This window comes from Chitinophagales bacterium, from assembly GCA_019694975.1.
In the GTDB taxonomy this organism is placed as follows: domain Bacteria; phylum Bacteroidota; class Bacteroidia; order Chitinophagales; family UBA10324; genus JACCZZ01.
In genome coordinates, this window is sequence record JAIBAY010000007.1 from 67,875 (window position 1) to 81,666 (window position 13,792).

Below are 13,792 nucleotides of genomic sequence, written 5' to 3' on the forward strand. Positions count from 1 at the left end.
GAATACCTGAGATTAAATGTCGGTTTCAGCAGATTGTCATTCAGCCATACAAAAGCGGAACCTTGCGACAATCGAAGTCCCGCTCACATATTGAATTTGTATAAACTATTTATTATCTTCAGCCTGTGGTCGGTGTTTTCACCGACCACTTCATAGATGTTCCATATAATGGGTTATGAAATAAAATCTTAACTCATTCTAACGCTGGTTGGTGAAAACACCAACCAGAGCCTGAAGATTAAGTCGGAAACTGATCAGGCTGCCATATCAAACCTCATTCAACTGTCTTTTTCCAATCATCCAGCCCTGTCATGCATCAAGGCAGCCCGCAATCATTTTTCTTTACCTTTGGCTACACAAAAAGTTATTCATCCCTCGTTCTCCGCTATGTCTTTCCTTGTATTAGATAAGGTTGTAAAAAATTATGCCACCACACGGGCAGTTGATGAAGTGAGTTTCTCAGTACCTCCGCAAACGATTTTCGGGATGCTCGGCCCCAACGGGGCAGGAAAAACAACCACCATCCGCATCATCACCACCATACTCACGGCAGATGCCGGCAGTGTGCTTTTCAATGGCCGGCCACTTGAAGCCATGCATGCGGAGAAAATGGGCTACATGCCGGAAGAGCGCGGCCTCTATAAAAAGATGAAGGTATGGGAACAACTGGTGTACCTCGCACAGCTGAAAGGAATGAGCGCCCGTGATGCAAAACGCAGTGTATTCGAATGGATGGAGAAATTCAACATCAAAGACTGGTGGAATAAAAGAGTGGAAGAGCTCTCCAAAGGGATGTCGCAGAAAGTACAGTTCATTGCCACCGTTATTCACAAGCCCGGCCTCATCATCCTCGATGAACCGTTTTCCGGTCTCGATCCAATTAATTCCAACCTCATCAAAGATGAAATTGAAACGCTTCGGAAAGACGGAGCCACCATCATCTTCTCCACGCATCGTATGGAACAGGTGGAAGAAATATGCGAAAACATCATCCTGATCAATAAAGGAAAGGTGATTCTCAATGGCAGCGTAAAAGACATCAGGCAGCAATTCAAAAAGAATGAATTCAGCATTCATTACGAGGGCAGGGCACCGGCGTTACCACCCGAAAATTTCACGTTGGTCCGGGAGACAGACCATGAACTGGTGGTGAAAACAGATTCCCGCTTTTCATCCAACGACCTATTGCGCGAACTCGTGAATCAGCAGGTGCACATCAAATCGTTCAATGAACTGCTGCCATCCTTGAATGAAATTTTCATCACACAGGTAGAGGGTAAAAGCCATGAATAAAATACTGCTCATCATCCGCCGGGAATATGTTACCCGTGTAAAAAAAAGAATCTTCCTCATCACCACCATCCTTGCGCCGTTAAGCATCGGCGTGGTAACCCTGCTGCCTGTTTACCTCGCCAGTCATGGAACACAGGATGAAAAGATTGCGATTTATGATGAGTCAGGCATTTTTTCCGCGCAGCTTGAAAGCAGGGATCACCTCACCTTCGGCCATATCAATACGGCCAATGTGCCTTATGATTCACTGAAAAAAAACTATGACGCTGCTGGTTTCTCCGGCATCCTGCACATCCCTTCTTATTTCACCATCGAAAAGCCGGCCGACATTGAATACTTCAGCAGCGGGCAGCTTGGGCTGATGACGAAAGCAGCCATGGAGGATCAGCTGAATGAAATCATGCGACGTGGCCGCCTGAAAGCAGCGCATATAGCACCGGAAGTGATGGAAGGACTGAATGTGCCGGTAAATCTCGTGCAGGCCAATCATTCGATGAGTACGGCGGAAACATCCACCGTGCTGGGATATGTGATGGGTTTCATGATTTATATCGTGATGATTACCTACGGCATGATGGTGATGCGCGGCGTGATGGAAGAAAAGAATAACCGTATAGCGGAAGTCATCACTTCTTCCGTCAAACCCTTTCAGCTGATGATGGGAAAGATCATCGGCATCGCATTGGTCGGGCTCACACAATTCATCATCTGGATAGTATTATCCGGTGTGATCATCTCCGTGCTGAAAAGCCTGTATGGCGGCGGCATCAGCGATCAGCCATTGCAGGGAATGGATACGCAATACCAGCAACAGGGCTTGTCGCAAATGGGCAGCTTCATTACCGACCTCGATAAGCTGCCACTCCTGCTCATAGCAGCCGGCTTCGTCTTTTTCTTCTTAGGCGGTTACCTGCTGTACGCATCCATCTTTGCTGCCATCGGTGCAGCTTCCGGCGAAGAAGGTGACCAGTCACTCACTTTCATCGCCACGGTGCCTATCATCATTTCCATCATACTGATGATGTCAGTACTCAATCAGCCTAACAGCCGGCTGGCAGTCATCTCATCCCTTATTCCATTCTGCTCTCCCATAATAATGGTAGGCCGTTTACCGTTTGGTCCACCGGTATGGCAGATTATCTTGTCGGCGGTTTTACTCATTGCCGGTTTCATTTTTATGGTGTGGATGGCCGGCAAAATTTACCGGACAGGTATCCTCATGTATGGAAAGAAGGTGACTCTGAGAGAGATGATGAAGTGGGTGAGGTATTAATGAAGCACTAAAAACAAAACAGAAAAAGCAGGTTAGATCACCGTTCCTGTAAATAACTACCGCAATTTATGCATCTGCTGAAACCAATTGCCTTGCTGCTGTCAACCCTGATGATTATTGCCGGTTGCGGCGGAAAGAAAACAGGGAACGTAACAACTCCTGTAACTAAATCCACTGAAACGGCAGCTGCGGGCGCAGTAGTGCCCGATTTCAGCGCCGATTCAGCCTATGCCTTTGTCGCCAGGCAGGTGGCCTTCGGACCGCGTATTCCCGGAACGGCAGCACAACAAAAATGTGCGCAGTGGCTGGAAGCTAAGCTGAAATCCTATTCATCAGCTGTGGTGCTGCAGGATGTGAAGGTTACCATTTATAATGGCAGCCAGGTACCCTGTAAAAACATCATCGCTTCCTTCCATCCTGAAATCAAAAAGAGAATCCTGCTGTGTGCACACTGGGACACGCGCCCCTGGAGCGATCAGGACAGTCTTCATAAAAAAAGTCCTTTTGACGGTGCTGATGACGGCGGAAGCGGCGTTGCCGTGCTGCTGGAAATTGCACGGCTGCTGCATACACAAAGCGTGGCAACCGGAATTGACATTGCCTTATTTGATGTGGAAGATTACGGCCCGCCCTACTGGGAGGAGAAAGAAGGCAATGAGCAGCCATCGCAATATTGTATCGGCACACAACACTGGGCAAAAAATCCGCATGTGAAAGACTATCGTGCTTATTACGGTATCCTGCTGGATATGGTTGGAGCAAAAGGTGCTACTTTTCCCATGGAAGGATTGTCTATGAGATATGCTCCTTCCGTTGTAAAAAATGTATGGGATGTGGCCAATGGCCTCGGCTATGGAAATTATTTCGTTTACGCCAAAACAAATGCCATCACGGATGATCATGCATTTGTGAATTCCATAAACGGTACTCCGTGTATCGACATCATCAATATGACCGATAAGGGATTTGCCAAACACTGGCACACGCAACAGGATAACCTGTCTGTTATTGATAAAGCTACGTTGAAAGCCGTCGGCCAGACACTGCTGCAGATAATCTTTAATGAAGCACCGGGCGTATAGCGCTATCAACACTTCGGTTGCATTTACCGCTTCAACCGATCCGTATTTCCGGCTTACTATTCTTACCATCCAAGGCTTCTGTAAAATAAAAACAGGCAGCCAAGCAGTATTGCCACGCTGCAGATCTTTTTCCAATGAACGTTCCGCTTCTATTCCAATAACCATCTGCCCCGTCAGTATTATGGATGCAGATAATCAGTAACTTTAATCTGCACCGATAACTGATGGCCATGAAAACAACCCGTTTACTTTCCCTCACAGCATTTTTAGTTTGTGCAAATGTGCTGATCACTGTTGCACAAACCTCCACCGTAACCATCTCCTTCGATAACAGCCAGGTGGGCATGGAACGCAGCGGCGCACCAACGGAACCTGTTCCCGGCATGCCTGATTTCGCAGCTTATTCCTGGACCTGCAACAGCGTTCCCTGCATCGGCCGTACGCTCATGACGGTGGATCTTTCCATGATTCCCGACGGTGCGCTGATACTCGATGCACGGCTTTCCCTGTTTGCCGATCCGGCCTGTTCCTATCTCGGCTACTATGGCCAGCCCACCTACGGTGAAAACAACGGCGGCTATGTGAGAAGGATCACATCGCCATGGGATGCCGCAACACTTACGTGGCAGAATAAACCAACAGCCAGCAAACGCCATCAGCTGTTGCTGAACAGCAGCAGTACTGATGTGCAGGATTATATCAACCAGGATATAACACGCATGGTGCAGGATATGATGGATTATCCTTCTTATGGAATCCTCCTGAGAATGGGTGATGAAGAAAACCATTACAAGAGTCTCATCTTCGGCTCGGGGCTGAATGACAATCCGGCGCTGCGGCCACAGCTGACAGTTACCTATCGGGCGAACGGATTGCATGAAAGAAATACTGCTGCTGGCGATAACTTGTGGGAAGCGGAAGCATATCCGAATCCCGCGCCTGACAGGCTTACATTTGAATTCCCCTTTGTTGGTCAGCAGGATGTTGTAGCGGTCACTGTTTACTCGGTCACAGGGCAGTTGCTCCGCATAGAAAATCTTACAGCCATAAACGGATATAGCATGGATGTGTCATCACTGCATGCAGGCTGTTATTTTTTTAAAGTGGAAAACAAAACTTCACACAACTGTTTTGCCGGCAAGTTTCTCAAACAATAATTGCTGTTGCTGAACAACATTTTTCCCGCTGAAAAATCATGCAGGGAGCATCAGCTTTGCGGCAATTCAGCCGCCGGAAATTTTTCCGCAATATGCCGTGTCAGCTCCGGAAAGTATTGCCTGAAATCATCTTCTAATGCATCGTAGTTATTGCGCAAATCCCATGTCGCGTTTTCAATGCCCGGGTTATTCTTAATCCTGCGCGACATGCCGGTCAATGACCGCTGAATGCCTTCCAGGTGTCCGTAGTTCAGCAACCAGTTTTCTTTTTGCATATACGGAAACATGTGCTGATAGCGCTCCGGCATCCGGTCAATATATTTTTCAAAGACACGATAGGCGAACTCCGTAAAAAAAATAAGTGGCGCATCGGAATAATGATTCCAGTTTTTCGCCAGGAAATGATCATAAAACAAATCAATGAGCACAGGCGAATAAAGCCCGTACTTTTCGCGGAAGAAACTTTTACTGTGTCTGACTATGTCATGCGTGTCGGTAAAAGTGTCAATAGCACGGTGCATCACAATGCCTTTCGAAATCTCCCCTTCAAAATCCAGGTATTTTTTTCCCTTCACGCCGTCGGCGATAAAATTTCCCACCATCATTTTTTCTGAATGCTGCGACAGGTACAGATGGGCGAGGTGATTCATGATGCAGGTAAAACTAATTGTAAATCCGGAAGTGATGAAAAGCCGTTGCTGTACAGCGTGATTTTGCTACAGGATAAACAGCAATAAATTAAAGACCTGCATTGTTAATTGCCGATGTTCATCAGCTGCGGCAACATTTAATGGCCATGAATCATAGCCTGTTGAAGTCTCCACACAGCAACGCTTTCTCAATGCACATTAAAATCCTGCCCGTTAAAATTCCCTTCCGGCATTTGAATCACAATAAATTCATGTTTCGTTTCCCGGTGACAACTGTTGCAATGCTGAACCAGTGATTGATAAACAGGAATAAACCGCGCAGTATCATTATGCATCAAAACACTGTCAACGGATTTCAAACCAGGTTCCAGCAGCTGATGCAGCAATGCGGAAATGTCAATGCCTTCATCCGCAATTGATTTATCAGCTATCTCCCCGTAGGCCTCTTCCACTTCATGCAGGTAGAATTGCGCAAGCGGGCCATTCTTATGCTGCAGGGACAAGCCGAGTTTCAAAGTATAATACTGAATGTCGCGCATGTGCTCGCCGAGATGAATGTCCGCAGCCGTAAATGTTTGCTGCTTTGCTGCTGCCTGCTCTTTTTCAATTTGGGGAGAACAGGAGATAACCATTGTGCTGATTGCTATTGCAAATACAAAACAGCGCGCTACCTTTTTCATTTGTTCTTCATTAACACTTTCATGCAATTTAGCGGTACATCCGTAACATGAAAAATAAAATTAAAATTGAACCAAACCACTGCCATGCAGCGTTACGTACATTCATTCAATTAATTTTCGCATCATGAAAAATTTGTTCATCATCGCCCTGTCTGTCAGTTTACTTTCTTTCAGTGCCTGTGCGCAAAATGAAAGCAAACCCGCCGTCACGCAAAAAACCACCTACCCTGTTATGAAATCAGATGCCGAATGGAAAAAGATCCTCACGCCGGAGCAATATCACATCCTCCGCGAGAAAGGAACGGAACGCGCCTTTACCGGTGCCTACTACGATAATCACGAAAAAGGAATTTACTACTGCGCTGCCTGTCACCAGGCGCTTTTTAACTCCGACACCAAGTTTGAATCCGGCACCGGATGGCCCAGCTTCTGGCAACCGGTCAGCAAGTCAGCCGTTGTGATTGGCGCCGATAACAGCTATGGCATGCAACGCGATGAAGTGCTGTGCAGCAATTGCGGCGGCCACCTCGGACATGTCTTTGATGACGGGCCAAAACCAACCGGCCAGCGCTATTGTATGAATTCAGGCGCCATGAAATTTGAAAAAAGCGCCGGTAAATAAATAAGCTGCCACCGCTATCTCCGTCCTGCGCAGGTTTGAAAAAACGAAGTGCCATGCAGCATGAGATATATTCTGTGCTGCTGACCTATCTTTGCCCCGTTTTTGAAAACCGCTTCCCCCATCGTTGACGTGATCATTCCCGCTTTTAATGAGCAGGAAGCCATCGGAAAGGTAATTGCCGGCATTGACAAGCGCCTCGTGCGTGAAGTCGTGGTGGTAGATAACAATTCAACCGACAACACGGGCATCATGGCGGCGAAAGCCGGCGCAACGGTGCTGACAGAAAAACGAAAGGGCTACGGTTCAGCCTGCCTGAAAGGGATAGATTATCTCAGCGGCAAGGCAGTGCCGCCGGGCATTGTGGTTTTCATTGACGGCGATTATTCAGATTTCCCGCAGGAAATGGAAAAACTCATTACACCCATCATGCATCAGCAGGCCGATCTGGTGATCGGCTCACGTGTGCTGGGTAACAGGGAGAAAGGTGCCATGCAGCCTCAGCAGGTCTTCGGCAACTGGCTGGCCACGCGGTTGGTGTATCTGTTTTATGGCGTACGCTTCACCGATCTCGGGCCTTTCCGCGCTATAAAATGGCAGTCATTGCAACAACTTGCCATGCGTGATAAAGATTATGGCTGGACGGTGGAGATGCAGCTGAAGGCCGCGAAAAATAAACTCGCATGCACCGAAGTCGCCGTGAACTATAGGAAACGAATCGGCATTTCAAAAGTGTCGGGTACCGTGAAAGGAACTTTCATGGCCGGTTATAAAATCATCACTACTATTTTTAAATACCTGTGAATATGGAAGGTTTGGCTGTTATTATCATTATCGTCTATGGACTCTCGCTGCTTTTCATTTTCTGCTATAGCCTCATTCAGCTAAGCCTGCTGCTCAGCTACCTGCGTCATAAACGCATCGCACGCCACAGCGCGGTTGCCGCACAGCCGCTGCCTTCTTCGGTTCCGCAGGTTACCGTACAGTTGCCTGTTTACAATGAGATATATGTGGTGGAAAGACTGCTGGATGCCGTGGCGCAGTTCCGCTATCCGAAAGATAAATTACAGATTCAGGTGCTCGATGATTCAACAGATGAAACATCAGCGCTTATCAGGAAGAAAGCATTCGAGCTGCAGCAGGCCGGATTCACCGTGGAACATATTCAGCGTGAAAACAGGAAAGGCTTCAAGGCCGGCGCTTTGTCGCATGCACTGGACAGCGCCACCGGAACCTTTATCGCCATCTTCGATGCCGACTTCCTGCCGCGCCCCGATTTCCTGGTAAGTACGCTTCCCGCATTCAGCGATCAACAGGTGGGCATGGTGCAGACACGGTGGGAACACCTCAACAAAAATCATTCGCTGATCACGCGGCTGCAGGCTTTTGCCCTTGATGCACATTTCACCATCGAGCAGGCAGGCAGAAATGCCGCCGGCCATTTCATCAACTTCAACGGCACAGCCGGCATCTGGCGGAAAAAATGCATTGAAGACGCCGGCGGATGGCAGTCTGATACACTGACGGAAGACCTTGACCTTAGCTATCGCGCTCAATTGCGCGGCTGGAAATTTGTGTACCGTGAAGATCTCGGAACGCCTGCCGAGCTACCGGTGGCCATGACGGCTTTAAAAAATCAGCAGTTCAGGTGGAACAAAGGAGCGGCGGAATGTGTGCGCAAAAACCTCGCTTCCGTCTTGCAAAAAACAGGCTTGTCGTCTTCCACTAAGTTGCAGGCAACTTTTCATCTGCTCAATTCCACCATCTTTCTATTCATCATGACGGCGGCTTTGCTCAGCATACCGATGCTGTTCATCAAAAACTACTTCCCGTCTTTTGAATTCCTGTTTCTGTATGCATCCTTCTTTCTCGTCAGCCTGCTGATTCTCGGTGCTTTCTACTTTGTATCGTATGCGCAGCAGGCAAAAAAATTCCCGCGTAACATCATCGGTTTCCTTTTCATCTTTCCGCTTTTTCTATCGGTCAGCATGGGGCTTGCGCTGCACAATGCCATCGCAGTGCTGCAGGGTTATTACGGGGTAAAAAGTCCCTTCAATCGAACCCCAAAGTTTAATGTGGAAAGCGGCCATACAGGCTGGAAGCAGAACCGGTATCTCGAAAAAACAAAATCGATGATGGCCATAGCAGAAATGCTGCTCTCCGTCTATTTTGTTGCCGGCATCGTGATGTCATTTGTCTTCCATGATTACGGATTGCTGCCTTTTCATGCAATGCTGGCATTCGGGTTTGGTTTTGTCAGCCTGTCGTCTCTGATACATTCACAACAGGGAATAAAAAAATATGGTGCGCTGCGCGGAAGGTTCAAAATGGCCCGCGGCTGATGACTTGACAGGCAATATGGATGATCACAGTTTCGCGTCCTCACCCAGATTATAAGATGCCGGTCCATATTAATCGCGACGGCAGGACGGCATTGAAGAAATGTAGTATCCAATTTTCATCTTTGTCGCATCAATCATCCATGTCATAAAAAATCATATAAGCTACACCCTGCAAATACGTTATCGCTACATTAGAAGTCATCCCGAACTTGTTTCGGGACCTGATCCACATAAATAATCTCACAATGATCCTGTCCTTCCGCCATCTACCGCTATACTGATACCTGTAATATAACCTGCCGCCGGCGAGGCCAGGAAGGCCGCCGCCGCGGCCACCTCCGCGGGGTCAGCAAAGCGGCCCATCGGAATTTCCGCCAGCATTTCTTCTTCAATATCTTCAGGGCTTCTTCCCGTTTTCTGCGATTTGCCGGATATTATTTCCCGCAACCTTTCCGTATTCGTGGCGCCGGGCAATACATTATTCACCGTGATGCCGGATGATGCAAGTTCATTCGACAGCGTCTTCGACCAGCTTGCCACGGCACCGCGTATGGTGTTGGATACACCGAGGCCGCGTAACGGAATCTTTACCGAGGTAGAAATGATATTGATGATGCGTCCATACTTGCTCTTCTTCATGCCGTGCAGCAGTGCCGTCGCCAGCAGGTGGTTGCAGATCAGGTGATTGCTGAAGGCTTTCTCAAACTGCTCCGGCGTTGCATCCACAATATTGCCTGCAGCCGGGCCGCCGGTATTGTTCACGAGGATCTGATACGTTGTATCCTTTAGCTGATGAAAGATCAGCTCCTTCAGTTCATCGGGTTTTGAAAAATCAGCCAGCATAAAATCATGCTGTTGTCCCATCGTTGTGTCGAGTTCGCGGATAGCTGACAGCAACGAGTCTTCATTGCGCGCTGTGAGTGTGATGTTGGCTCCCTGTGCAGCGAGCGCAACCGCCACTGCCTTTCCAATGCCTTTGCTGCTGCCGCATACGAGGGCATTTCTGCCGGTGAGTGTTGTATTCATAAGATTTACTTTGAGAACGGTTGAAGATGCGATGCAGAATAAATTTCTAAATTTACTTAAGTTTGATGGTGATTGATGAGCTGTAAATGACTGATGCCGTGATGCCTTGATATTTCATCAGCTTTCCGCTGCTTCACTTTTCATTCCGTAACCTTGTGACCCTTTAACAACCAATTCCTCCAATGATACAACGCGCCTTCAGCTTCAAGACATGGATAGATGAAAACAGGCACCTCCTCAAACCACCCGTCGGCAACCGGCAGGTGTATGTCGGCAACGACAACTTTATTGTGATGGTGGTAGGCGGTCCCAACTCCCGCAAAGATTATCATTACAATGAAACGGAAGAATTTTATTATCAGCTCGAAGGCGACGTAGTGGTGAAAATTGTGGAAGACGGAAAGTTTGTGGACATACCCATTAAAGAAGGCGAGATTTTCCTGCTACCGAAACAAACCCCGCATTCCCCGCGGCGCGGACCCAATACCATCGGCCTTGTGATGGAAGTGTACCGCCCCGATGCCAAAGACGGCTTTCAATGGTATTGTGAAAATTGCGGCAACATGCTGCATGAAGAAAAACTGCATGTGAGGGACATCGTGAAAGACCTTCCTGTAGTGATGAATAATTTCTACGCCTCTCAGGACCTGCGCACCTGTAAGAAATGTGGCCATGTGATGGAGCCGCCTAAATAGCCGGCACTTACATTTTCAGGCAGAATCATTTGCAGCAGCTTCGCTACCGGTAAATCAATGTACGTTCACTATGTTATTTCTTGCCGGTAAAATCCCGTTTGCGGTAAGCCAGAACACTTGCACAACAGATTAATACACGCCTTCATTTTCGGTTAACGATTCCCTTTCCCGCTACATATTACTGATTTTTAACAGTAAGAAATTCACCTATTTTAGCGCGAAAAGAATAGGAGCATGCCTTAATTTTGACAGGCGGCTGTAATTCCAAACAATTTGTCCTAAATTTGGTTGATAGACAGGGAATTGTGTGACCGGCAATCGTTCATTCGTACCAAAAAACATCGCAGATGGGGATTTTTACAAACACTAACGATGGCGGTAAAATCAAAATCATACAATTGGTTGTATGGCTTTTATTGTTTCTGCCATGCTTCAGTTATGGGCAGGCGCAGACTTTTACCATGGCCAATACCACTATCACCCTTAGTGGTACTTATCCTTCGACATATACTTTTTATGATCCGGGAGGAAGCGGTGGAACAAATTCCCCATGTGCCGGAACCGGTGTAGCACCCGATTATCCAAATAATGCTAATTATGTGGAGACATTTTATGTCGGTACCGGGCAAAGCATAGTCGTTGCATTCATCACCGGCGCCATTGCTGCAAATGACTATCTGTATATTTATGACGGACCTTCTACAGCTTCAACGCTTTTAGCCACCTATACGAATGTTTCGTCAATGACTTCGTCTGTAGGTTCATCTTCCAATTCAATTACTTTTAAATTTACGTCTGATGCAACGGTAACCTGCAAAGGCTGGCAAGCTACGTTTACCCGTAATTATTTCATGCAGCCCGGCACGTATTCTTTGGATTGCAATTCTGCCTATTTCTCTGATCCTTCCACCGCACATGTGACATCAACCGGCAGTACCACTTGCAATACAGGTAGTACCAGCGGTGATTATCTCGACAGTCAGAATATGGTGCAAACCTTCTGCACCGGCGGTACGCAATACATTACGGCCACCTGGAACTCCGGGCTTAACCCGTTTTATATCTGCGCCAGTGATATCTTAAAAGTGTATGACGGTAACAGTACTTCCGCATCACTGATGCAGACGTATACAAATCTCTCGGCAGCACCTGCAGCCGTGAGTTCTTCCGGCTCCTGCATCACCTTTGAATTTGTCTCTGATGGCAGCAGTCATGAGAAGGGATGGAATGCGGCCCTGTCTTGCGGCACCATAGTGACGCCGGCAAATGATAACTGCACGGGTGCCATTTCTGTTACTGCCGGGTCACCCTGTACCTCAACACCAGGTACTACGCAAAGTGCTACAGCATCAGGCTCGCCGACAGTGGCTTCCGGTACCCCGAATGATGATGTCTGGTATTCTTTTGTAGCCACCACATCAAATCCCACTATCACCGTAACAGGTACCGGTGCCAGCATGCAGCCGGTGGCACAGTTATGCGTAGGGCCCAATACATCGCCCACACAATCTACCCTTGGCGGAACGGTGTTTATGAATTCCGGCGCAGCACTCGGCACGGCTACCTTAACACCTACCGGCCTTACCACAGGAACCACCTATTATGTAAGGGTTTTTGATGCCAGTGCATCCAATGCAGCTTACACCTTTACCATCTGTATCACCGGTGCCACGCAGCAGGATTGCGCCGGTGCCCTTAATGTTAACAGTTACTTCTCCCTTTCCGGTACTGCCACCAGTTACGGTGCGCAGGAGTACAATGCTACTTCCTTCGGCTGCCTTGTAGGCGGTGAGCACCGTTCACTCTGGTATAAGATGAAAGTAACGAGTGCCGGCAGTATTGCCTTCTCCTTAACGCCTGCCACGGGCCAGGATATTGATTTCGCCATCTGGGGGCCAACCACGCTGGCCAGCAGTTGCACGATCACGCAAAGTTCCGCTCCATTGCGTTGCACATTTGCGGCTAACGGCGGTTCTGTGGGCGGATTGAGTGACTCCTATACCGATGCAACAGAAGGGGCTGTCGGCGACGGGTGGCTGCGGTCCATCGGCTGCCCGACCTGTACCTCTTCGTATGGAGAAACTGCAGTGGCAATCGGACAATACTACACCTTCCTCATTGACGGCTGGTCGTCGTTCAATGGCAACAGCCTGACGCTTACATGGACGGGTACTTCCTCGTTACCGATCATACTGTCTGATTTTCACGGTGAGAGTTTCTTCGATTACAACCAGCTTGACTGGGCTACGGCTTCAGAGTATAACAATGATTTCTGGACGATTGAACGCTCGGCAGACGGTGAAGTGTTTGAACCGCTCACCGTGATGGAGGGTTATGATAACTCCACCACTTCCAGGACTTATCAATACTACGACCGCAGTCCGCTCAATGGTAATAACTATTACCGTTTAAAGCAGACGGATATCGGCGGCACCTATACATATTCCAACATTGTGTTGCTGAAAAATTTCGGCAAAGAAATTTCGGTGGAAGACATCTATCCAAATCCGACCAATGGATCTGTGACGCTTAATCTGTATGCCGGTGAAAACTACCAATGCATTGTGCGCGTACTGGATGAAACAGGAAAAGAGATGTTTCAATACAACGAAGAACTCATACAAGGGAATAACTTCCTGCATCTTGATGTAAGCCAGTTGCATACAGGTATTTATTTCCTGCAACTGATGAATCCGCGGACGGGGAATGTGCAGACGAAGAAACTGGTTAAGATGTAACAGGCGGAAACAGATGTAGCGGGAAGCGGAAGATCTGTTATTTTGCAGTTGGATCTTTCCTGCAGGGAGCGGGTGAAATTGTTAAACAACAATTTATGAAGAAGGGAAACCGGACGCTTGTTCCTGTTTCCCTTTTTACTTTTCTAATCTTACCTCCTATGCTTACAAGCTTATCATCTGTGACAGCCTTCAAATAATGACATTCCCTAAAGACAACTCGTACCACCTATATTCATT

Annotated in this window: 12 protein-coding genes; 9 read left to right on the forward strand and 3 right to left on the reverse strand. The window is 47.8% G+C overall.

Going from position 1 to position 13,792, the window contains the following annotated elements:
- The first annotated feature begins 387 nt into the window (after positions 1-387).
- The 4 genes from K1X61_13030 to K1X61_13045 all read left to right on the forward strand — a co-directional run bounded on the left by K1X61_13030 (position 388) and on the right by K1X61_13045 (position 4,805).
- On the forward strand, positions 388-1,293 hold the full coding sequence (locus K1X61_13030) for an ATP-binding cassette domain-containing protein (GenBank protein MBX7109568.1): 906 nt from the start codon (positions 388-390) through the stop codon (positions 1,291-1,293).
- Positions 1,286-2,566: an ABC transporter permease gene (locus K1X61_13035; GenBank protein ID MBX7109569.1), complete on the forward strand. Its 1,281-nt coding sequence runs from the start codon at positions 1,286-1,288 to the stop codon at positions 2,564-2,566. Before K1X61_13030 ends, K1X61_13035 begins: the two co-directional genes overlap by 8 nt.
- A 68-nt stretch (positions 2,567-2,634) precedes the next feature.
- The gene (locus K1X61_13040) at positions 2,635-3,648 is read left to right on the forward strand and encodes a M28 family peptidase (protein MBX7109570.1); all 1,014 of its coding nucleotides are present in this window, start codon (positions 2,635-2,637) and stop codon (positions 3,646-3,648) included.
- Positions 3,649-3,878: 230 nt separating this feature from the next.
- On the forward strand, positions 3,879-4,805 hold the full coding sequence (locus K1X61_13045; GenBank protein ID MBX7109571.1) for a DNRLRE domain-containing protein: 927 nt from the start codon (positions 3,879-3,881) through the stop codon (positions 4,803-4,805).
- 50 nt (positions 4,806-4,855) lie between these two features.
- Here K1X61_13045 and K1X61_13050 read toward each other — a convergent pair whose 3' ends face one another.
- Together K1X61_13050 and K1X61_13055 are read right to left on the reverse strand one after the other, a co-directional pair.
- A complete protein-coding gene (locus K1X61_13050) occupies positions 4,856-5,455 on the reverse strand; it encodes an ACP phosphodiesterase (GenBank protein MBX7109572.1) in 600 nt (199 codons plus the stop codon).
- 188 nt (positions 5,456-5,643) lie between these two features.
- Entirely contained in the window at positions 5,644-6,135 is a 492-nt protein-coding gene (locus K1X61_13055) for a hypothetical protein (GenBank protein MBX7109573.1), read from the reverse strand.
- 124 nt (positions 6,136-6,259) lie between these two features.
- Here K1X61_13055 and msrB point away from each other — a divergent pair, with 124 nt between their 5' ends.
- The 3 genes from msrB to K1X61_13070 all read left to right on the forward strand — a co-directional run bounded on the left by msrB (position 6,260) and on the right by K1X61_13070 (position 9,096).
- Positions 6,260-6,757 (forward strand): peptide-methionine (R)-S-oxide reductase MsrB, encoded by a 498-nt coding sequence (msrB, locus tag K1X61_13060; protein ID MBX7109574.1) that lies wholly within the window; start codon positions 6,260-6,262, stop codon positions 6,755-6,757.
- A gap of 102 nt (positions 6,758-6,859) precedes the next feature.
- On the forward strand, positions 6,860-7,558 hold the full coding sequence (locus K1X61_13065; GenBank protein ID MBX7109575.1) for a glycosyltransferase family 2 protein: 699 nt from the start codon (positions 6,860-6,862) through the stop codon (positions 7,556-7,558).
- Positions 7,559-7,560: 2 nt separating this feature from the next.
- Positions 7,561-9,096: a glycosyltransferase gene (locus tag K1X61_13070; protein MBX7109576.1), complete on the forward strand. Its 1,536-nt coding sequence runs from the start codon at positions 7,561-7,563 to the stop codon at positions 9,094-9,096.
- A gap of 240 nt (positions 9,097-9,336) precedes the next feature.
- Here the strand turns inward: K1X61_13070 and K1X61_13075 are convergent, their stop codons facing one another.
- Entirely contained in the window at positions 9,337-10,122 is a 786-nt protein-coding gene (locus K1X61_13075; protein ID MBX7109577.1) for an SDR family oxidoreductase, read from the reverse strand.
- A gap of 182 nt (positions 10,123-10,304) precedes the next feature.
- Here K1X61_13075 and K1X61_13080 point away from each other — a divergent pair, with 182 nt between their 5' ends.
- Positions 10,305-10,817, forward strand: a complete 513-nt coding sequence (locus K1X61_13080) for a 3-hydroxyanthranilate 3,4-dioxygenase (protein MBX7109578.1) — start codon at positions 10,305-10,307, stop codon at positions 10,815-10,817.
- A 347-nt stretch (positions 10,818-11,164) separates the two neighbouring features.
- The gene (locus K1X61_13085; GenBank protein MBX7109579.1) at positions 11,165-13,555 is read left to right on the forward strand and encodes a T9SS type A sorting domain-containing protein; all 2,391 of its coding nucleotides are present in this window, start codon (positions 11,165-11,167) and stop codon (positions 13,553-13,555) included.
- Positions 13,556-13,792 lie beyond the last annotated feature (237 nt).